At 49.8% G+C, this 21,164-nt stretch carries 22 protein-coding genes and 1 riboswitch; of the genes, 7 read left to right on the forward strand and 15 right to left on the reverse strand.

Features of this window, described 5'->3' with window-relative positions; genetic code table 11:
• Positions 1–45 precede the first annotated feature (45 nt).
• Complete coding sequence (locus ACQ4MZ_RS02380) at positions 46–261, forward strand: hypothetical protein (protein ID WP_430842576.1); 216 nt, start codon at positions 46–48, stop codon at positions 259–261.
• Positions 258–593 carry a type II toxin-antitoxin system RelE/ParE family toxin gene (locus ACQ4MZ_RS02385; protein WP_430842578.1) on the forward strand — a complete coding sequence of 112 codons (336 nt, stop codon included), beginning with the start codon at positions 258–260 and terminating at the stop codon, positions 591–593. Before ACQ4MZ_RS02380 ends, ACQ4MZ_RS02385 begins: the two co-directional genes overlap by 4 nt.
• A gap of 2 nt (positions 594–595) precedes the next feature.
• On the opposite strand, the gene ACQ4MZ_RS02390 is transcribed toward ACQ4MZ_RS02385, so the two are convergent.
• The 3 genes from ACQ4MZ_RS02390 to ACQ4MZ_RS02400 are packed head-to-tail and all read right to left on the reverse strand — an operon-like array spanning position 596 to position 4,124.
• Positions 596–2,413, reverse strand: coding sequence for a hypothetical protein (locus ACQ4MZ_RS02390; RefSeq protein ID WP_430842580.1), 1,818 nt, complete (start codon positions 2,411–2,413; stop codon positions 596–598).
• Between the two features lie 20 nt (positions 2,414–2,433).
• On the reverse strand, positions 2,434–3,501 hold the full coding sequence (locus ACQ4MZ_RS02395; RefSeq protein WP_430842582.1) for a FecR domain-containing protein: 1,068 nt from the start codon (positions 3,499–3,501) through the stop codon (positions 2,434–2,436).
• A 2-nt stretch (positions 3,502–3,503) separates the two neighbouring features.
• Positions 3,504–4,124 carry an RNA polymerase sigma-70 factor gene (locus ACQ4MZ_RS02400; RefSeq protein ID WP_223404055.1) on the reverse strand — a complete coding sequence of 207 codons (621 nt, stop codon included), beginning with the start codon at positions 4,122–4,124 and terminating at the stop codon, positions 3,504–3,506.
• 171 nt (positions 4,125–4,295) lie between these two features.
• Here ACQ4MZ_RS02400 and ACQ4MZ_RS02405 point away from each other — a divergent pair, with 171 nt between their 5' ends.
• Positions 4,296–5,015 carry a head GIN domain-containing protein gene (locus ACQ4MZ_RS02405; RefSeq protein ID WP_430842584.1) on the forward strand — a complete coding sequence of 240 codons (720 nt, stop codon included), beginning with the start codon at positions 4,296–4,298 and terminating at the stop codon, positions 5,013–5,015.
• A 5-nt stretch (positions 5,016–5,020) separates the two neighbouring features.
• Here the strand turns inward: ACQ4MZ_RS02405 and ACQ4MZ_RS02410 are convergent, their stop codons facing one another.
• The 12 genes from ACQ4MZ_RS02410 to fumC all read right to left on the reverse strand — a co-directional run bounded on the left by ACQ4MZ_RS02410 (position 5,021) and on the right by fumC (position 14,566).
• Positions 5,021–5,716, reverse strand: a complete 696-nt coding sequence (locus ACQ4MZ_RS02410) for a M15 family metallopeptidase (protein WP_430842586.1) — start codon at positions 5,714–5,716, stop codon at positions 5,021–5,023.
• Between the two features lie 60 nt (positions 5,717–5,776).
• Positions 5,777–6,808, reverse strand: a complete 1,032-nt coding sequence (locus tag ACQ4MZ_RS02415) for a LiaF transmembrane domain-containing protein (RefSeq protein WP_430842588.1) — start codon at positions 6,806–6,808, stop codon at positions 5,777–5,779.
• Between the two features lie 4 nt (positions 6,809–6,812).
• Positions 6,813–6,998 (reverse strand): LiaI-LiaF-like domain-containing protein, encoded by a 186-nt coding sequence (locus tag ACQ4MZ_RS02420; protein ID WP_430842590.1) that lies wholly within the window; start codon positions 6,996–6,998, stop codon positions 6,813–6,815.
• A 32-nt stretch (positions 6,999–7,030) separates the two neighbouring features.
• Positions 7,031–7,654, reverse strand: a complete 624-nt coding sequence (locus ACQ4MZ_RS02425) for a PspC domain-containing protein (RefSeq protein ID WP_430842592.1) — start codon at positions 7,652–7,654, stop codon at positions 7,031–7,033.
• 138 nt (positions 7,655–7,792) lie between these two features.
• The gene (locus tag ACQ4MZ_RS02430; protein WP_430842594.1) at positions 7,793–8,455 is read right to left on the reverse strand and encodes a hypothetical protein; all 663 of its coding nucleotides are present in this window, start codon (positions 8,453–8,455) and stop codon (positions 7,793–7,795) included.
• 36 nt (positions 8,456–8,491) lie between these two features.
• On the reverse strand, positions 8,492–8,737 hold the full coding sequence (locus ACQ4MZ_RS02435) for a DUF2442 domain-containing protein (protein WP_430842596.1): 246 nt from the start codon (positions 8,735–8,737) through the stop codon (positions 8,492–8,494).
• Complete coding sequence (locus ACQ4MZ_RS02440; protein ID WP_430842598.1) at positions 8,734–9,036, reverse strand: DUF4160 domain-containing protein; 303 nt, start codon at positions 9,034–9,036, stop codon at positions 8,734–8,736. The genes ACQ4MZ_RS02435 and ACQ4MZ_RS02440 overlap by 4 nt, the downstream gene beginning before the upstream one ends.
• A gap of 112 nt (positions 9,037–9,148) precedes the next feature.
• Positions 9,149–10,291, reverse strand: coding sequence for an aldose epimerase family protein (locus tag ACQ4MZ_RS02445; RefSeq protein ID WP_430842600.1), 1,143 nt, complete (start codon positions 10,289–10,291; stop codon positions 9,149–9,151).
• Between the two features lie 34 nt (positions 10,292–10,325).
• Entirely contained in the window at positions 10,326–11,513 is a 1,188-nt protein-coding gene (locus ACQ4MZ_RS02450) for a galactokinase (protein ID WP_430842602.1), read from the reverse strand.
• A gap of 16 nt (positions 11,514–11,529) precedes the next feature.
• Complete coding sequence (locus tag ACQ4MZ_RS02455; protein ID WP_430842604.1) at positions 11,530–12,471, reverse strand: D-2-hydroxyacid dehydrogenase; 942 nt, start codon at positions 12,469–12,471, stop codon at positions 11,530–11,532.
• 101 nt (positions 12,472–12,572) lie between these two features.
• Positions 12,573–13,088 carry a hypothetical protein gene (locus ACQ4MZ_RS02460; protein WP_430842606.1) on the reverse strand — a complete coding sequence of 172 codons (516 nt, stop codon included), beginning with the start codon at positions 13,086–13,088 and terminating at the stop codon, positions 12,573–12,575.
• 77 nt (positions 13,089–13,165) lie between these two features.
• Positions 13,166–14,566 (reverse strand): class II fumarate hydratase, encoded by a 1,401-nt coding sequence (gene fumC / locus ACQ4MZ_RS02465; RefSeq protein ID WP_430842608.1) that lies wholly within the window; start codon positions 14,564–14,566, stop codon positions 13,166–13,168.
• A 147-nt stretch (positions 14,567–14,713) separates the two neighbouring features.
• Between fumC and ACQ4MZ_RS02470 the strand changes: the two genes are divergently transcribed.
• The 4 genes from ACQ4MZ_RS02470 to ACQ4MZ_RS02485 all read left to right on the forward strand — a co-directional run bounded on the left by ACQ4MZ_RS02470 (position 14,714) and on the right by ACQ4MZ_RS02485 (position 21,160).
• The gene (locus ACQ4MZ_RS02470; protein WP_430842610.1) at positions 14,714–15,445 is read left to right on the forward strand and encodes a 6-phosphogluconolactonase; all 732 of its coding nucleotides are present in this window, start codon (positions 14,714–14,716) and stop codon (positions 15,443–15,445) included.
• Positions 15,446–15,600: 155 nt separating this feature from the next.
• Positions 15,601–15,825: riboswitch (cobalamin riboswitch) on the forward strand.
• Positions 15,826–16,046: 221 nt separating this feature from the next.
• Positions 16,047–18,368, forward strand: coding sequence for a 5-methyltetrahydropteroyltriglutamate--homocysteine S-methyltransferase (metE, locus tag ACQ4MZ_RS02475; protein ID WP_430842612.1), 2,322 nt, complete (start codon positions 16,047–16,049; stop codon positions 18,366–18,368).
• Between the two features lie 222 nt (positions 18,369–18,590).
• Positions 18,591–18,974 (forward strand): acyl-CoA thioesterase, encoded by a 384-nt coding sequence (locus ACQ4MZ_RS02480; protein ID WP_430842614.1) that lies wholly within the window; start codon positions 18,591–18,593, stop codon positions 18,972–18,974.
• A 320-nt stretch (positions 18,975–19,294) separates the two neighbouring features.
• A complete protein-coding gene (locus ACQ4MZ_RS02485) occupies positions 19,295–21,160 on the forward strand; it encodes a carbamoyltransferase family protein (protein WP_430842616.1) in 1,866 nt (621 codons plus the stop codon).
• Positions 21,161–21,164 lie beyond the last annotated feature (4 nt).

Raw genomic sequence — 21,164 nt, forward strand, 5'->3', positions numbered from 1 at the left:
TAGCGGCCGTATTTCGTTATCTTTACTGAAATAAAATTTGCTGTCATGGCTACAATAACCGTTGAAGTAGAGGATACAGAACTTGACTTTCTGCGAGCGCTTTTGATGAAATTTCCTTTCGTGAAAATCAGCGAAGACGTCGAAGAGGATTCTGACGAGGCTGTTCGTGCAAATGTCAGGGAGGGGATTCGCGAATTGTCTTTGGTGGAAGGAGGTAAGCTGAAAACCCGTTCTGCACGTGAGTTTCTTAATGAACTATGAGGTTCGAGGTTGAAACCCTTCCAAACTTTGAAAGGGAAGCCAGAAGGCTCCGAAAAAAGTTTATATCTCTTCCAAGTGACTTACTTCATTTAATCGAACAACTCGAAACAGACCCTTTTATTGGAACAGCACTAAGAGGCGGTTTCTACAAAATAAGGCTTGCGATAAAGTCAAAGGGCAAAGGCAAGCGAGGTGGTGCGCGCGTGATTACTTATGTTAAAGTGGTTAAGAATAAAGTATTTCTGGTTTCGATTTACGACAAATCGGAACAATCGGACATTTCCGACGACGAGTTGAACCGGCTACTACTAGAAATCCCCAACAAACAGTAGCCTCAGATCTTATTCAAAAACCGGATACCGGCCTGGAAGCCGATCCAGCCGTAAACTTTGCTGGAAGCGTCCGGCTTTTCCCCTAGCCAAACGGATGGAAACCCTTTTTTGCCTTCTGCGTTGATTAAACCGGAGTGTTTGGCAAAGAAGGTGTTGATTGATGGGCCCACAAATAGCGCGAACCGCGAACCGATTTTCTTCTCGACACCTAATGCAAATTTGACAAGCCCCTGACTGATGTCATCGTCGATATTATGTTCAAGCAGTACCAAGCTTCCCGTCAAATCCGCATTAGCGCTCCAACCTCTGCCCAGTTTTTGGGCCGTCCCGAAACCGTAACCTATGGTAAAGAGCGGTTTGTCTTTTGCCAAGCCGCTGAAACCGAGGTTGAAAATATTGTAAAAGCGACTTACCCCCGTTTTGAATGCGGTATTGAAATAGTTGAACTCGTCGGTGGAGAACTCGTAGCGGCGGTAACCATTGCTATGCACCCAGCTGAAAAGCCCGAACGGAACGGTCGCCGTCGAGTCGGCGTAGTTCACAGCGCCGATCTGATGGCCGCTTTTGACCGTGTGGGCATAATTATAAACAGCCGAGAACTGGTAACCATGCAATTCACCTACAATTACATTACCCACGCCGGCCACCTGGAAACCAGTGAAATTTCGGCCTATGTAGTTCAGTAAATGCGTTCCCTGGAAGCCGGTGAAATTGCCCAGCGTCATGTTCAGTGCATTAGCATATTGAAAGCCTACTACATCGTTACCGACTATATTACTTACCCCCGCAAACTGGAAACCCCTGACATTACCTCTCACGACGTTGATCAAACTGCCGATTTCGAATTTGGACACCCCCAGCGAGTACCCGGCGATGAGGTTGATGGAATATTCATTTACAATATTCCCGCTCAGCCCGTGGTTCGTGCCCAGGAATGGCAAAATAGAGGCCTGGAAGGGCGCATACAGCGTATCCTCGATATTACGGGTGTGTATGGCTTGCTTGGCCGATGCGAATGCGCTGACAAACTTGTTCTGAACGCGCCGGTACTTCTTGCGCAACGACTCATAATCGGCCCAGGTAATAGCTTTGCCGCTGGCCGAGCTATCGATAAAAATGGTATCGCGCGGTAATTCCGTTTTCGCCACTTCAAATTGCGGGACAGTCACTTTGGTATGCAGCGAGTCCACCTGCACGGGTGTGGGCGTAGCGATCTTTCCGGAAATCGGTTTCAGCGTGTCGGGCGTAAGCGAAATCTGCAGGTAGGTATCTTTGCGCGTCGGAATGGGGATGGATTTGCCGATATAATCCTCTTTCCGGATTTCGAGCCGGAGTGAGGAGCGGGCGGCCGGGAGACGTATTTTGTAATAACCATATTGGTTGCTTACTGCCGAAGCCAGCGTCACCGGCTCGTAAATACTTGCGTTAGCCAGTTTTTTGCCGGTTTTATTGTCGATAATGTAGCCATTCAGGTCGAAGTTTTGGGGCTCCTCTGGCTTTTCGGTTTCTGGTTTCTTTTGAAGGATGATATAGTGGCGACGCTCCTTGAATGTGACCTTGTCTTTAAAAATGGCTACCAATATTTCCCGTACGCTCCGGTTTTCAGCCTGCATCGATACACGACTTTTGACGTCGATCATGTCGGGGCTGTACGAGAAACTGAAACCGCCCGCATTGCCGATTTTTCGTAGCGTCTCGTCGAGCGGTTGGTTCGTTACTTTCAAATTAATGCGCTTTTCCAGCAATTCCTGGGCCGAAATGTAGCCGGGAAGCAGGCAAATGCAGGCACAGCAGAGAGTAATTCTGTAAAGTAGTTTCAAAGCAGGATAACTTGTAGTTTCTATTGGCAACCGTTTCCGTCGAGCCAGTAAACCTTTCCTTCTTTCCGGAGACTGAGGTCGAGGGTTTCGGCGATGACGGACAATGTGGCGTCCACCGGTTCTTTTTCGAAACGGATCGTGAGCCTGCATTGCGCGATCTTGTCATTGGACAGCCGCACGTCCACGTGATAGCCGTCGCGGATCGACGTAACGACATCTTGCAGATCGGCGGCATTGAATTCGTAAATCTGTGTGCGATAACCCATCAGGTTCATATTGGCTTGCAGGCTACGGATCGAGTCTTTGAGCACTTCCGCACTTTGCCCTTTCACCAGTTCGACGCGGTGGGAGTTTTTGCTTACACGTACTTTCCCGGTCGCGACATCCACCCGCACAGGTGCTTCATGGTAAGCTTTTACATTAAAAGACGTTCCCAATACCCGAATCTCCGTGCCGTTAGCTTGAATGACGAACGGGTGTGCGGCATCCGCTTTCACATCAAAAAACGCTTCTCCCTGCAGTGAAACCGTCCGCAAATCGCCTTTGAAGTTTTCAGGATAGGTGAGTTTAGAGTTGTAATTGAGAAAAACCTTCGTTCCATCGGGAAGGAGTTGCTCCTTCGTATTGTCGGTTGTGGCTACGTGAAGCGATTCCGGCGTTTTTTCCGAAATAAGGAAGAACCATCCGAAAGCTGTGACCAGAATAGCAATCACCGCAGCCGCCCACATCGTTACCGGCAACCGGCGTTTCCGTATTTCGGGCCGGAATTCGATTGTTTTTGCCTCCCTGGTCGGTGCTTCCGGGGTAGGCACTTCCTTCCCAGGCAATTTGGACGATGGGTCAGCAGTCTTCCCCGCAGCTATTTTACTCTTCATTTTATTCCAGGCGGCATCCGTATCCACCCCAACGCTGCTCTTTTTCATGGCAGACGTATGGTCCCAGATCAGCCGGTAAGTAGCCAGCTCCCGTGCATTGGCTTCCGATTCGGCGAGCCAAGCTTCCACATCATTTCTTTCGGATTCCGAAGCGGTGTCGGCCAGGTAACGTGCGAGCAGTTCCTCCGATATGTTTGCATGAGATGAGTTCATGGTTACGATCTGATTAACTGTTCAACAATGCTACCACACAACCAAAGCGTGACGGGCAGGTAGTCTGCCAGTTCCGCGCGCAGAATTTTCAATGCTTTCCCTATCTGATTTTCCACCGTTTTAATGGATATTCCCAACTGATCTGCTATTTCCTGATATTTCAATTCCTCAAAACGGCTTAGCCTGAATGCTTTCTGGCACTGCTCGGGCAATGTGCTCACTGCCCGCTCGATGCGTTCTTCCAGCTCGCTGGCGTGGATTACCTCCGTCACCGAGTCGTACGACCCACTCGAAACATACATGGTATAATCCTTATGCGCTTCCCGCACATTCGCGTGCTTGAAGCGGTTGAGGCAATGGTTGTGCACTGCCCGATACAAGTAGGATTTTAGTGAAAGTGTGATTTCGAGGTCTTCGCGCTTCTCCCAGATCGTCAGAAATACCGTCTGAACGACTTCTTCCGACTCTTCTTCATCTTTGAGCATCGTACATGCATAGTTGCACAGCCTTGGATAATAGGTCCGGAAGGTCTGCTCAAAGGCCTGTTCATCGCCCCGCCGTATCGCGCTGACTATTTCTGGGTCGGAAGAGTGCACCGTTATCTGTTTTTGATTTTCGGTCAAAAATAGATAATCTCTTTCGATTAGCGGTTCCTGATATAGAAGAGCGGTCATTATGGATGTCCTTTGGAATGTGACAACTTACCCGCCGCATACCCCTATAACAAAATTTATTTTTTTGAATAGGGGGATTCAAGGGGGCAGTTGTCCTATCGTAAACAACGTCTTTTAGCCATGAAACAAACTTTTCTTAAACTATCGCTTGCCCTTAGTATCGTTTCTGTTTTTCAATCCTGCGTTTATATCAATAAGGATGAGGACATTCCGCCGAGGGGCGAAGCCACACGCACGTATGATTTTCGCAATTTCGATGAGCTGGAAGTAAGCGACGCAATCCGCGTTCATGTGATCGCAGGCACGTCGTTCAGCGTTGAAGCTACCGGCGAACGCAACGACCTCGACGACCTTAACATTTTCGTTCAGGACGGGAAGCTCACTGCGCGTTACAATAATTCATGGAGGAAACGGCAGAGAATGGATATCGACATTACAATGCCCGATCTCAGCGGCGTGGATTTTTCGGGCGCGGTAGATGCGGAGATCAATGATTTTGAAAACCTGCCCAGCATTGAAATTGAGCTATCCGGCGCTTCTCAATGCGATTTCGAAGGAAGTGGTACCACATTAAAGTTCGACCTCAACGGGGCCTCGCAGCTGAATGCTTTTGGTAAAATGAAGTTCGTTGACGGCGAAGCTTCCGGGGCGTCGCAACTCAATGCATTCCAACTGGAAACGGAAGAATCTGATCTGGATGTTTCGGGCGCGAGTAATGCCAAAGTATGGGTTACCCGTTTGCTGGACGTGAAAGCCACCGGCGCGAGCAACGTGCGTTACCGCGGCAACCCGAAAGTCGAAAAGGAAGTAACTGGTGGGAGTAGTGTCCGCGCTGATTAGAATTTTCAGGGGATCATTCCATATTTAACCCGGGCCTGTGCTTTCGACATACCGTCGAAATGCCACCATTCCGTGGTATTGACCTTGAATCCCACCTGGGTCATGACTTTTCGCAAAAGCTGGCGGTTCTCGATTTGCCTGGCCGTCAGCTTTCCTTTTTCCAGCATTTCCTGCTCGGAGCGTGGATATGCCAAAGGGCCAAAAAAGTCGAATTTAGTGCCCATATCGAGTGGTTTGCCGTTTTCATCGACAACGGTAAGGTCGATGGCACACCCGAAGTTGTGGTTCGAACCGATTTTGGGATCGGCCACGTATTGGGTTTTGCTTCGTGCGGGGATTTTTAAATGATCCAATGCATTCCAAAGATCGTATTGGGCCGAGTTAGGGCGTGCCGCATCATAAACCAGCAACCGGTATCCCGGCTTTTCTTTTTTCAGCAATGTGCTGGCTTTGGCAAGCCGTTTAGCCATTTCGGGTTGCAGATAGGCGCGGGTGAGGTCGCCGTACACATCGCGTCCGATGAAGTTGTCGGTGGTCGAATATTTCAGTTCAACCAGAATTTCGGGATCCACTTTTTGAATATCGACAAGGCCCCGGTCGACCATTTTTTGCTCGATAGCAGGCAGTGATTTCGATGACTGGGCAAAGGTCTGGAGAGCAGCGAAGCTTGTTAGCAGTAGGGAAAATGCAGTTTTGAGCATAAAAAAATATCCTTGCAAAGGCTGCAAAGATATTCTTTTTGCTGAATTGGGAAGTGTAGGCTAGTACCGTTTGATATTGATGCTGGTAAGCCCGCCTTCGTAATGTACAATGACTTTCTTCGTTGCGGTGTCGAAATTCGCGGTGCGGTAGAGGCCGTCGCCGATTTTGCTTAATCCGTCCATGTTTTTGGCATTCAGAGCCCCGTCCATACGCATTTCGCAGCCGACGGATTCAGGGATTTCGAGTGTCACCGATGCTACCCCCGCCTCGATATCAACATTGGCAGCAGGCATTTTGTCGCCCAGGCGGATGTCCATATCAGCCACGCCGGTGCTCACTTTCAGTTTTTCAACTTTATAGTTACTGAAATCGAAATCCCCTTTTCCGGCACCGATACCCAGGTCGATATTCCAGACTGGTTTTTCGTTCAGCTGAATTTTGGCTCGATTCGATATTTCCCCGTTTTTGATCTTCACATTGCCTTCTTCCATTTTTAAGGTAACCGAAGCGGAGTTGTTCACCTTGTTTACCGATGTATTGGACCGGAAACCAACAACTGTACTGGTAGTGGCCGCTTCGAACAACTTGGCGGTATTACCATTCAGCGAAAAGGAGCCTGCGCCGCCTTCCAGGTTGAAATTGGCTTTCTGGATAAAGTCTTCCATTTCGTAATTGTACGTGCCGTTGATGGGCCGGTCGCCTTCTTTCCAATGCTCTCTGCGGTAATCTTCGTCTTTTTCGTCCCCGTCGTCGTCATTATTGTCGTCGTAGTGGTGGTAGCCGTATTCATGATCGTCGTCGTCATCGTCCCAACCGAAATGCCAGTTGTTGTCATGGTCATCAAACGCCTGGTGCGTTTTGTTCACCACACCTCCGAAAACGGCCAGTGTAATAAGCAATGCCACAATACCGCCCGACCCGCGTTCCCGGCCGGCCGCTATCAGAATGGCGCCGGCGATAATCAGCAGTACCGGCCAGTAAGGTAATACCAGGTCCCAATCGATATTCAGTAAATTCATGCTTCGGAGCAGCCAGATCACCCCGAAAATGATCAGTAAGCCGCCCCAAACAATGCCACGTGAGTTTTTCATGATCTTATATGTTTGATCGGTTAGTACTGTCGGTATTCAGGTAGTTGCGCAACAGCAGCAATCCGCCGGTCACGATCAGAATAATGGGCCAGAAGAAACGGCCGAAGTCGAAAGCGGTGAGCTCTTCCACCAGGAACAGCGACCCGATGACAATGAGCATTACACCCCAGAAAATGTTTTTGAAATTCATGGCTTTATGGTTTATGGTACGATTCAGGAAGGTTAGTTGACTTTGATGACATCATCGTCACCATTGTCAGGCTTTTTCAATTCAGGATCTTCCGGAAAATGCGTTTCCGGCGAAGAGCTTGGAGAAAACGGCGTGTAAGGCTGTGGATCGGGACCGGGATCTACCGGTTCAACCGGCGGAGGTGTTGTAGGATATACAGTCGATTTGTTTTCAGCCTCTTTATCGCGCTGGCGGAGGATAAGGAATGCACCTACGGCAATCAGTACGATAGGCCAGAAGTATTTTTTAAACGAGAACCAGAACGGCAGGTCGTCTACCAGCATTAATCCACCGAAAAAGATCAGCACGCCGCCCAGTATCATCATCGTCTGATCAGACCTCTTTTTGTCCGCCAGCGGATCGGATGGTTTGGAAGGTTCCGAACCGAATGCCGTGTGAGTGGTGTACACTTCTCCGGCGGGGCCGGTTGGCAGTACCGCCCATAGGATAATATAAAGCAGTCCGGTCATTCCAAATCCGGGAGGCAGTATCGGCAGCGCCATGACGACGAAGATCACGCGGACGATTACGACGTCAATTTGCAGATACTGAGCGATTCCCGCACAAACTCCTCCGAAAACAGCCTGGTCAGGTATGCGATGCAATTTCTTTTCCATGATTAGTTTAGTATTTATTTGTAATCAAAGGTAGTAGGTAATGCAAGATACTGTAAACCGGAAAATTATTATCGGCGAAAGGGCGTGTTAAGCGGATGTTTTTAGTGAGAATGTGTTTTAAATGGATGAAAAACGGCCTTATTGCTCTTCGAGCGCTTCAAGAATGTCCATCATTGAGCCAAAATCCTTATACCCCGGACGGATTTCGTCGCTGCCGCGCAGTGCAATACCGATGTTCGGAAGCAGTTCGGTAAGCGCGCTCACCGTAAACTCGTTATCGAGCCCAAAGCCTACCAATACAGGATAATCCGCCTCGACTGTACCTAAGACCTGCATCCAGGACTCGGACAGTTCCGCTTCATTGTCGCTTTCTAACAAGAAATGGGTCACTTCGCCTTCGTAGCGGCTCAGAATAGGAACAATTTCGCCAGCCTCGAAGAGATCGACGCTTACCCGCAACATCAGCGGCAAGCCCAGTTCGGTACGGAGGTAATTAAGCAAGCCCGGGTCATTCACTTGCACGGCGTGCACGGGATAGTCGTTCAGCGCGCTTACGATCGCTTCCGGATCGGTTTTGGAAGTCTCGGCGACGAGCGTCACGCCCGCGAGCCAGGAGCAGATATCCTCGAATTTTTTAGGAGAAATGTAATTGGGAGAATCTTCGTCAATGGAAAAACCAAGCATTTCAACGCCCATACCCGCACAATAGCGCGCGTCGGAGAGGTTGGTAACATTGCTGATTTTTACGGTTTTAGTAAGCATTGTGAATGTGCAAATGCGGATCGTCGTCCGGTTGATCAAAAGTGATACCGCAAAATTAGGTAAAACCGGTAAAAGTCAGTCAATCTTTCCCGAATGCAGTTGATCAATGGGGAAGATGAGGTCCCAGTCTTTCCCCCAGACGATATTACCCCGTTCAATCTTGAATTTCTTGAAATGAACTGGATTTTTGTACTTGTCGTATTGCGGATGTGGATGATCCGTTAAAAAGGGGCCGAAGTCGACAATCTGCTGAGTCAAGTCAGAAAAGCTGATCCGGATTTTGTAATCTGCCAAATATTCCGCGCCAACGATCTTTGTCATAACCTTCTGGTAATCTTTAAACTCTTGACTTTCTTTTTGAGAACAAAGAAATCAGTCCATTTATTCACAATGTCTTGCGCATAATGCTCGACCACTTTTTGCGCTTCTTTAAGCTGAGCTGTCGGAAGAGGTTCCTGTCCGCTCGATTTCCGTAACAACACTTCCTTTAAAGCTCCGTCCTCAAAGAATATTTCGAAAATACTCTCATACTGATTGTAGGAAACGTGTATGTGGATAGGTAAGTGCTCATTAGAATAAAAGTAAAATATCATTCCGAAATATTCGATAATTTTTGGCATAGTCTGTGTGATAAGTGTATCCAAATCTAGCCAAAACGGAACATAAAATAACGGGCATTGCCGGCAATGAGCAGCCGGCAATGCCCGTCATATCAAAACGGTCGGACGAATGTTACTGCGCCGAAAACTTGTACTTCGTAGTGGTTTTATAAGTCTCGCCCGGGTTCAATGTCGTCGTCGGGAACTGAGGCTGGTTCGGGGAGTCAGGGTAATGCTCGGTTTCGAGGCAGAGGCCGAAACGTTTTGAATAGGTGGCGCCTTTGCCGGTCAGTTTGCCGTCGAGGAAGTTGCCGGTGTAGAACTGAACGCCTGGTTCGGTGGTGTAAACTTCCATCACACGGCCGCTTTCAGGATCTTTGACGGTAGCAAATTTTTCCAGGCCGCCGCCGCTGCGTTTCAACACCCAGCAGTGGTCGTAGCCGCCGCCGGCTTTGATCTGCTCGTCTTCGATTTTATCAATGCCTGCACCCACTTTGGTAGCCTTGCGGAAATCAAATGGTGTGCCTTCCACAGCGCGGAGTTTGCCGGTCGGGATGAGGGTGGTGTCTACTGGAACGATGCTATCCGATGCGATGGTCACTTCGTGGTCGAGAATGTCGCGTTTCAGGCCGGTTAGGTTGAAATACGAGTGGTTGGTCAGGTTCACGACGGTCGGTTTGTCGGTGGTCGCCGTGTAGTCGATCGTCAATGCATTCTCGTTGTCGAGCGTGTAAACCACTTTCACGGTCAGGTTACCGGGGTAGCCTTCTTCCATATCCTTGCTGGTATATTCCAGTTGTAAACCTACCACTGAATCCTGCTTGATTTCGGTCGCTTTCCAGATCACCTTATCGAAGCCTTTTGTCCCTCCGTGCAATGCATTCGGACCATTGTTGATCGCCAGAGAGTATTCCTGACCATTCAATTTGAATTTACCCTTCGCGATACGGTTGCCATAGCGGCCGACCAACGCACCGAAGAACGGGTGCCCGCTCAGGTAAGGCGCCAGCGAGTCGAAGCCCAGCACCACATCCGCCCATTGACCGTTTTTGTCCGGCGCGGTGAGTTTGGTGATGATCCCGCCGTAGTTGGTGATGTTGACGGTCATACCGTTGGCGTTGGTCAGTGTGTACAGGTCAGCCTGCTGGCCGTCGGGGAGCTGGCCGAAAGCCTCTTTGGAAATAGTACTGATCATTTTTTCTTCATTCTTGGTTTTTGAGCAACTGAAAATGGCAAGGCCAACCAGCGCAGTGAGTAAAAAAGGGATTCTTCTCATGGTCAAAGGTTAAGAGTTTGCGTAAATGGTCAGATTATCCGAGGGCAACTTCCTCCGTGCCATCGGTGATTTTCACACGATAGCAGGGCAGGTCGATTTTGTATTTTTCAAAATAGGCTTGCTTCATTTTGGCTTCAAAAGCATCAACACTCTCTTTTTTCACCAGATTAATGGTGCAACCTCCGAAACCGCCGCCCATCATCCGAGCGCCGAGTACGGTGTCGTCGTCCAATGTCTGAGCCACCAGGAAGTCAAGCTCAGCGCAGCTTACCTCATATTCATTTTGGAGCCCGAAGTGGGTAGCATACATTTTTTTGCCAAAATCGGGCAGATTGCCTTGTACGAGCAGATCGCAGGCATCCTGCACGCGCTGGATTTCTTCGGTCATGAATTTGGCACGGCGGTACACCACGTCACCCATTTCCTCTTTATGTGCTTCCACCAATGCGGGTGTCGCGTCGCGCAGGCTCAGTACTTTCGGATCATATTGCTGCAAAATGGCGGTTGCCTTTTCGCATTCCTGCCGGCGGGTATTGTATTCCGAGCTGGCTAAAGAGTGTTTCACCATCGTATCGCAAAGCACGATCAGGTAATCGTCCATCGGGAACGGGAAGTACTCGTATTCGAGCGAACGGCAGTCGAGGCGGATTACGGATTCTTCCTTGCCGAATGCCGAAGCAAACTGGTCCATAATGCCGCACTGGACACCTACATACTCATTCTCCGCTTTCTGCGACATTTTCACAATGCTGAAACGGTCGAGGTTCAGCCCGTAGATTTCATTCAACGCAAACAAAAGGCAGCATTCCAACGCCGCCGATGACGAGAGTCCGGCACCTACCGGTACATTACCGCCGAATGCCGCCTGAAAACCGCCGATTTTCAAGCCCTTCTTCTGAATTTGCTCCACAATACCGATCTGGTAATGCGGCCACGACTTTTCCGGCTTGGAAAGATCGTCCAGTGAAAATGAATAGGTCTGGTCGAGGTCTGCTGCGTAGAGGATTACCTGATCGTCTTCGCGTGGGGCAATCACGAAATATACGGCCTTATCCACACTTGCGGGGAGTACGAAGCCATTGTTATAATCGGTATGCTCGCCGATGAGGTTAATGCGGCCTGGTGAGCGGAACACGCGCACGGTTTCGCGCGTGGCTGTCCCGAATTTCAAAAAATATTTATCCTGGATACCTTCTGCGATATCGGTTTCTGTCAGTAGCATTTCAGTTTCGGTCGGTTTAATATCCTTTTACAAGGGTTATTTCATTGGCGATTGCGGTGCCGCTTTGTATTGCAAAAATGTTATTCAAAAATAAATCTACTTTCCCCATATGCTCATTTTTGTGCCCGCCGCCGGTATGCTGGGTCAGGATCACATTGTCCATTTGCCAAAGCGGACTGTCGGCAGGGAGTGGTTCGATCTCCGTCACGTCGAGTACGGCGCCGTCCAGTTTGCCTGACTTCAATGCATCGATCAGTGCATTCTCATCGGTCGTACTGCCGCGCCCCACACTTGCGTAAACGCTCTGGTCTTTCATGGCCGAAATGAACTCCGCATTCACAAAATGCTGCGCGGTTCCGGGCAAAGTATTAATTACCACGTCGGCGTGCGGTAGCGCATTGAAAAGATCTTCCTTGCTACGGATATCGGCCTCCTGCGAGGTCCGTGCCATTAAATGCGTGGTGCAACCTAACCCTTTCAAAATGGCGTTCACCGATTGCCCAATCGTCCCGGCGCCAAGAACGATCACGGTCTGTTTATACAAAATCTTCAACTCGGCGCGGAGCGGCGTTCCGATCCATTCTGTTTTCTGTTTCAAGAGCGTCAGCTTATCGATACCGCGGTACAATGCCAGCACACCGCCTACGATCGACTCGGCGCACGGGCGTGCGAACCAGTCGCCCATATTCGCCGTTTTGACGTGATCGGGAACGGCCACAGACGCGTATTGATCGAACCCGGCGGAATCGAGTTGCCAGAATTTCAGATTGGCAGGAATGTTTCCGAACCAGGCTACCGGCGGGTTGCCGAGGATGTAATCGGCGCTGGCAAACCAGGATTTAAGCTCCTCATTGCTGGCCGATTCGGTGCGGAAATGGATCTGATGCTGCGGGGTAAGGGCTTCGCTCAATTTAGCATTAAGCGAGCCGTCGAGTATGGCGTGGCAGTATATGATCATCTATTGTTTTTGTTTTAAAGAAGCAAGGTAAAATGATTTACCTGTAATATCTGCTTATCAGACGGTGAAATAGGCCTCTATCCTCCACGATGAGGGCATTTTCAGATCTTTTTCAGGATTTTTCGGGCCCTCGACTGGAACGCCGCAGGCTCGTATTCAACCGATTCTTCCAGGAATACCCGCAGTTCTTTCTGGATCTCCGGATAAATTTTGGATAGGTTAAACAGGATGGTGAGACAAAACGTGCGGATCGCAATGGCTAGCTGACGGTTCGCGATAATGCTGAACGCCGCGTCCATCAGCTCGCCGTGAAATTCATCGGGAATGCTGATATCCTGCAAAATGCGCGCACTGTTGCGGATCACGGCGTCATGAATATCGGTGCGTTTTAGCTGACTCACGAGCACGCCTATGTACGGGCGGATGAGCTCCGGGCGCTCGTGTGTGGCGATGCTCACGCTGTACGCAGCGCGTTGCGCGAGGCGGTACTCGTCGGATTCGAAGCAATGCATCAGGTGCCTGAATGCATCTTCTGAAGTACAGGCGTACCTGGCCACTTCCGTAGCTTTCCGCTTCGACTGGTAAGGGTCGGCCAGCAATTCTTCTTTGATATTCATGATTTTGAAAGATCTAAATGCAAATGCCCCACGTTTCGGCAGGGCATTCGCAGACATTACTTTTGGGTTCGGTCCAATTACCTGATCTCGCCCACCATGTCTTCCGGTTTTACCCATGCGTCGAACTCTTCCGGCGTGAGGTAACCCAATGCCACAGCCGTTTCTTTCAGCGTAGAGCCGTTTTTATGAGCGGTTTGTGCGATTTCGGCAGCCTTGTAATACCCGATTTTAGTATTCAAAGCAGTTACCAGCATCAGCGAGTTGTTCACGTGCTTCTTGATATTCTCATGCAAAGGCTCGATACCCACCGCGCAGTTATCGTTGAACGAAACACACACATCGCCAATCAAACGGGCAGAATGCAGGAAGTTGTAAGCCATCAATGGTTTGAAAACGTTCAGTTCGAAATGCCCATTGGAACCACCGATGCCGATCGCCACGTCGTTACCCATTACCTGTGCCGCTACCATGGTCATGGCTTCGCATTGGGTTGGGTTTACTTTTCCCGGCATGATGGAGCTTCCAGGCTCGTTATCCGGAATGTGGATCTCGCCGATACCCGAACGCGGGCCCGACGACAACATCCGAATATCATTCCCGATCTTCATCAGGCTTACAGCAACGGTCTTCAATGCGCCATGCGCCTCTACGATCGCGTCGTGTGCCGCTAATGCCTCAAATTTGTTTTCAGCAGTAACGAATGGCAGGCCTGTCAATGCTGCGATGTGCCGTGCTACATTTTCGGAGTATCCTGGAGGCGTATTAATACCCGTTCCCACCGCGGTACCACCCAATGCGAGTTCAGAAAGGTGTGCCAATGTGTTGTTAATGGCTCTCAAACCATGGTCAAGCTGCGAAACGTAGCCCGAAAATTCCTGGCCCAGAGTCAGCGGTGTAGCGTCCATAAAGTGCGTACGACCGATTTTAACTACATTCTTAAATGCTTCGGATTTCGCTTTCAGCGTGTCACGCAGCTTGGTAATGCCCGGGATCGTAACGTCCACCAGGATTTTGTAGGCCGCAATGTGCATTGCGGTAGGGTAGGTGTCGTTTGACGACTGAGACTTGTTCACATCGTCATTCGGGTGCAAAAACTTCGTTTTGTCAGCCAAATCACCGCCTTGCAGTACGTGCCCGCGGTAGGCGATCACCTCGTTACAGTTCATATTCGACTGCGTTCCGGAACCGGTTTGCCACACCACCAGCGGAAACTGGTCGTCGAGCTGGCCGGTAAGGATCTCGTCGCAAACTTTGCCGATGAGCTCGCTTTTTTCCTGAGGAAGTATGCCGGCTTCGAAGTTGGTGATAGCGGCAGCTTTTTTCAGGTATGCGAAGGCCTTGATAATCTCCTTCGGCATTTTATTGATATCCTGTGCGATAGGAAAGTTCTGGATCGAGCGTTGCGTCTGGGCGCCCCAGTATACGTGTGCAGGCACCTGCACTTCGCCCATCGTGTCTTTTTCTATACGGTATTCCATTTTTGAAGTAGAATGATAATGTAATTGAACAATGTGCGGTAAAGTTAGGCCCGGACTTGCAGTTTCTGGAGTTTTTTATGGATAAATGTTCACGTCTGAAAAAAGAATGTTTAGATTGACGCGCCGAGAACCTAAACCCCACTTTTCATGATACCCAAGATCAGCATTTATCCCGACTATACGCTCATGAGTTCCGCCGCAGCTGAGCGAGTAATCGACCTGATGAACCACAAACCCACATCGGTTATTTGCTTCCCGTCCGGCAGTAGCCCCAAGGGAATGTTCGATGCGTTGGTAGCGGCCAACCAGAACGGCCGTGTCGATTTCTCCCAATGCACTTTCATCGGCCTCGACGAATGGATAGGCCTTGGTGCCGGCGACGACGGCAGTTGTCGTGACCTCCTCGACCGCGATTTTCTGAAACCCGTCGGCCTCCGGCCGGATCAAATTGTCTTCTTCGACGGCAAGGCCTTTGATCCGCAAGCGGAATGCGACCGCATCAACAAAGTCGTGGAAAGCCTGGGTGGTCTCGACCTTATTATATTGGGCGTAGGCATGAACGGCCACCTCGCCCTCAACGAGCCAGGTACCTCCTGGGATACCTACGCCCACATTTCCGAACTCGATACCGTCACAGTGGAAGTAGGTCAGAAGTATTTCAAACAACCCACCATGCTTACCCGGGGCATTACCGTTGGTATCCGGCACATTCTGGAAGCGCGCGCCGCCATTTTGCTTGCCTCGGGAGCAGCCAAAGCCCCGGTAATCCGGCGCGCCCTCGCATTCCCCGTTTCAAAGGATTTCCCGGCGACGGTTTTGCAGAATCATTTGAATGCGGAGTTTATATTGGATGCGGATGCGGCCGGGACGATTTTTTAGCTAATACGAAATCACTTTTATCGCCATTTATTTTACTCCAAATAAGATATTTTATCCTGCCGAAAGGCTAATTTCTACTCACTTCACTGAAATTGGCCGACCATTTACGGCCGAATGCGCCTTCCGCCTAAATTTGACGCAGTTCTTTGTGAACGCCCGTCAATCGGGGTGATGGTTTTTGCTTTTGGATCCCTCAGCCAAAACATAGCAAAACAAAAAGGAACCGTGTGCAATTCACGGGCAGTCGTGCTACTGTAAGTATCCGCTCTGAGCATTCAGGGCCAATTTTTACCCTCGCGTCCCATTGCAGCGCCCCGGCGCGCGAGAAGGGCGGTAAAAATGATACAAGCCAGGAGACTTGCCGTCATCCTCAATGGCTTTTCCCTCACGGGTGGGGAGTAGTCAAGCATTGATTTACCACATTTTATTGCAGTATCACAGGCTACCCGGCTGTTTTGGGGAAACTGTATCTGTTCGTTTCGCAGGGTAGCTACGTGTTGCCGCGATGGAATGAAGTACCGGCGACCGTCCGCAACAGGCGTTTTGTCGGGATGGGAGGGTGTTTTCACAGGGTTTTATTAACTCTTTAAACACAAAAAGTATGTTGTCACACAACCTTGGCTACCCGCGCGTGGGAAGCCTCCGCGAGCTCAAAAAAGCCAACGAACAATTCTGGGCTGGAACGATCGATCGCGATGCATTGCAGAAAGCCGCCCGGAAGATCCGCCACCAGAACTGGGAAACGCAGCAGATTGCAGGCATCAGCCTCATTCCTTCCAATGATTTTTCGCTTTACGACCATGTTCTCGATACCTCGCTGATGGTAGGCGCCATTCCCGAGCGTTACCACCAGTTGGTCGACGGGAAATCGAACAAAGAGCTCGACCTCTATTTCGCAATGGCCCGCGGTTACCAGAAGAACGGGCTGGATATCAATGCGATGGAGATGACGAAATGGTTTGATACCAACTACCACTACCTCGTTCCCGAGTTTGTGAAGGACCAGAAATTCAAGCGGTATTCGGAGAAGGTTTTGCTGGAATTTGAAGATGCATTGCAAAAAGGCATTCAAACCAAACCGGTACTGCTGGGGCCGGTTACCTATTTGCTTTTGGGTAAAGAAAAGGAAAGTGGCTTCGATCGCATTGACCTACTGGACAGCCTTTTACCTGTTTATATATCCATATTAAAAGAACTTGCTGCAAGAGGTGCCGAATGGGTGCAGCTCGATGAGCCGGCATTAGTATTGGATTTGAATGAAAAGGAAAAGCTCGCATTTCTAAGCGCTTACAATCAGATCAGAGAGGCGCTTCCGAAGCTGCGCATTCTGGTAACAACCTATTTCGGGCCGCTAGACGATAATCTGGCAATTGCGACTGCATTACCGGTGGATGCATTGCATTTAGACCTGACACGCGGTGCGGAGACGTTACCACAGATCCTTGCCGACGAAGCATTTGTCTCTTCCACCAAAAAGCTCTCGCTGGGCGTTGTCGACGGCCGGAATATCTGGAAAAACGATTATCAAAAATCGTTAGAATGGATTCAAACAGCTGTAAATGTCCTGGGAGACGAGCGGATTTTGGTGGCACCGTCGTCGTCGTTGCTGCATAGTCCTTATGATCTGGATTTGGAGAAGAATGAGGCAGTACTGACAGCGGAGATTAAAAACTGGCTGGCGTTTGCAAAACAGAAACTGAATGAGGTGACTACATTGGCAAGGCTTGCAGCGGCAGACTATGCGAATGATAGCGCATTTCTGGACAATCAAAAGGCGATTGAAAGCCGCCGTGCTTCCGTATTGATCCACAAACCGGCAGTGAAAGCGCGGGTTAGTGAAGTGCGTGAACGGGATTTCGACCGGCAGAATGCATTTGCCATCCGGCAGGGTATTCAGTTAGAAAAGCTGAAATTGCCATTGTTCCCATCGACAACGATCGGTTCCTTTCCGCAAACGGATGAGGTACGGCAGCTCCGGGCGCAGTTCAAAAAAGGTGCATTGACACTAGACGAGTATGAAACCCGCATTCGGGCGGAAATCGTGGATTCGCTGCGCTGGCAGGAGGAGCTTGGGATCGATGTGCTGGTACACGGCGAATTCGAGCGGAACGATATGGTGGAGTATTTCGGCGAGCAGCTTTCAGGTTTTGTATTTACCCAAAATGGTTGGGTGCAGAGCTACGGCAGCCGGTGCGTGAAGCCGCCGATCATTTATGGGGATGTGGAAAGAGAACAGCCTATGACGGTGAAATGGTCTGCATTTGCACAAGCTAACTCCGAAAAGCTGGTCAAAGGCATGCTTACCGGCCCGGTAACGATCCTGCAATGGTCGTTCGTGCGGGATGACCAGCCGAGGAAGGATACCACATTCCAGATTGCGCTCGCCATACGCGACGAAGTAGTGGATTTGGAAAAGGCAGGTATTAAAGTGATTCAAATCGACGAACCGGCGATCCGCGAAGGCCTGCCATTACGGAAACGCGCCTGGCAAAGCTATCTGAAATGGGCTGTGGACGCATTCCGCCTGAGCGCCGCGGGAGTAGCCGATCAGACGCAGATCCACACGCACATGTGCTACTCGGAGTTTAACGATATTATCGATTCCATTGCTGCCATGGATGCCGACGTGATCACGATCGAGACGTCGCGTTCGCAAATGGAGCTGCTCGACGCGTTCGCACAATTCAATTACCCGAACGAGATTGGTCCCGGTGTGTACGACATCCACTCGCCCCGCGTACCGACGGTGGACGAGATGATCCTTTTGCTCGAAAAGGCATTGAAGGTAATTCCGGCGCGGAATTTGTGGGTGAACCCCGACTGCGGATTGAAGACCCGCAAATGGCCGGAAACCGAAGCCGCTTTGCGTAACATGATTTCTGCGGCTAACTTGCTGCGTGAATCGGTCGCGGTTACTGGATAGCGACGGCGGTCGTTTATAGTCATTTGTTGTCATGTGTAGTCAGATATGGTCAGAAATAGAGAGATGTGATCGCCCCTGACAGCACTTGACTACCCTTGACTACTTATGACACCACCTAACCATTCTTGACAACACTTGACTACTCATGACAACACCTGACCATCCCTGACTACAAATACGCCGAACTTCATTCCCGTTACGACACCAGTAAACCGTTATATTTTGACATTAGAAGATAGAATTTCCGCTTCGGAAACCCGTGTTTTTAAAACCGTTTTCCCTAATAACACCAATCATTACGATACCCTTTTCGGCGGCACGGCGCTGTCGATGATGGACGAGGTTGCATTTATCGCTGCCACACGGTTCTCAAGGTTGCGATGCGTAACGGTATCGTCCGACCGTATTGATTTTACGCACCCCATTCCTGCAGGGACCATTATCGAGCTGGTAGGGCGCGTCGAGACTGTTGGAAATACCAGCATGAAGGTTCGCGTCGATATTTTTGTGGAGAAGATGTACGAGGTAAGTCGGGAGAAGGCCGTGACCGGGATCTTCACATTCGTGGCGCTCGATGAGAATCATAAGCCTACCAAAATTCTGTAATATAACCGCGTTAGGCGATCCGGGCGGGCGGAGATTCGAGGACGAAATTGTAGAATTTATCATACGGCACCGAATTGTGCCGCGGACCAATCACGCATTCGAAATGGTTCATAATTAATCATTTAAATGCTCGCCGGTAATGTAAGCTGTTATCATTTCGTTATCCGGACTGTTTATTTGCTTGATTCCGAACCGTTTAATAACATTATACGTGTAATTAGCCGACGGCGCCAAGTTGCAGCCTTGTCCAAAATGCTTATCTTGCACGCCTTTTGAACGGTTTAGCACCAGACTGTACACATTATTCTAATCACGCGTTAATGAAAATTTTAGGTATCTCGGCTTTCTATCATGATTCGGCCGCGGCTCTTATAGATAATGGCGAAATTGTTGCCGCAGCACAGGAAGAGCGTTTTACACGCAAGAAGCACGACCCCGGTTTTCCCTCCAATGCAGTAGCATTTTGTCTTGAATACGGTGGTTTGTCCATTAACGAGCTTGATGCAATCGTTTTTTATGACAAGCCCTTACTCAAATTTGAAAGGCTCCTCGAAACTTACTACGCATTTGCGCCCAAAGGCGTGCGGTCGTTTTTGACCGCGATGCCAGTGTGGATCAAGGAAAAGATGTTCCTGAAACGGCTCATCAATGAAGAGCTGGAAAAATTAGGCTACGATAAAAAGAAGAAAAAGGTGAAAATGCTCTTTCCCGAGCACCACCTCTCGCACGCTGCCAGCGCATATTACCCTTCGCCTTACGAAAAATCGGCTATCCTGACGATTGATGGTGTAGGTGAATGGGCGACAGCGTCGATCTGCCTGGGTGAAGGAAAAGATATCAGCATCCTCAAAGAACTGCGTTTCCCGCATTCACTCGGGTTGCTTTATTCCGCATTTACTTACTTCCTGGGCTTCCGTGTGAACTCGGGAGAATACAAGCTGATGGGCCTCGCGCCCTATGGTGATCCGTCGTCGCCGGATATTAAGCGCTACGAAGACATTATCCTCAAAGAACTTATCGATCTGAAAGAAGACGGCTCGGTTTGGCTCAACCAAGACTATTTCGATTATGCTACCGGCCTGAAAATGGTGAATGAGCACAAATGGGAGGCATTGTTCGGGTTCAAAACCCGCCGACCGGAAGATGCGCTCGAGGCCGTGCATTGTAACCTTGGCCTCGCGATCCAGAATATCACCGAAGAAGCGGTGGTGAGAATGGCCAAAGAAGCCAAACGTCTGACCGGTGCCGATTACCTTTGTATGGCCGGCGGCGTTGCATTGAATTGTGTATCAAACGGCAAACTGCAAAAGGCGAATGTTTTTAAAGACATCTTCATTCAGCCGGCTGCCGGCGACGCGGGAGGTGCGCTGGGTGCGGCACAAGCTGCATATCATATCTATTTTGGTCAGGACAGAAAGATTACCTGGAAGGCCGACGCTATGCGCGGGTCTTACCTCGGACCAACGTTCTCTGATCTCGATGTGGCACTTACGGCTAAGAAATACAAGGCGGTTTATACCCATTACGAGAATTTTAAAGACCTGACACAGGAAGCGGCAAGGCTATTGTCGGAAGGGAATGTGGTAGGCTGGGTGCAGGGCCGGATGGAGTTCGGGCCGCGTGCATTGGGGGGCCGAAGCATTTTGGGCGATCCCCGGAATGCCGAAATGCAGAAAAAACTGAACTTGAAGATCAAGTACCGTGAATCGTTCCGGCCTTTTGCGCCCTCGGTACTGGCAGAGGATTGCCAGGACTATTTCGATTACGACGGTATTTCGCCTTATATGCTACTCGTGCATCCGGTTGCGGAAAGCCGCAGGAAACCGGTACCGGCAAATTATGGCTCGCTGGATCTCCGCGAAAAACTCTACTTCGAGCGTTCCGATCTGCCTTCGATCACCCACATCGACTACTCGGCACGTATTCAAACAGTACACAAGGAAACTAACCCGCGTTACTACGAGCTGATCGACTCGTTTAAGTCATTGACGGGCTATGCCGTGATCGTGAATACGAGTTTCAACGTTCGCGGGGAGCCGATCGTTTGCACGCCGAATGACGCATATCGCTGCTTCATGCGGACGGAAATGGATTACCTCGTAGTAGGGAACTATATTTTTGACAAAAAGCAGCAGCCCGAATGGCTGGAAAAAGATAACTGGAAGGAAGAATTCGTTCTTGACTAATCCA

It is taken from the genome of Dyadobacter sp. BHUBP1, assembly GCF_050587785.1.
Taxonomy (GTDB): Bacteria; Bacteroidota; Bacteroidia; order Cytophagales; family Spirosomataceae; genus Dyadobacter.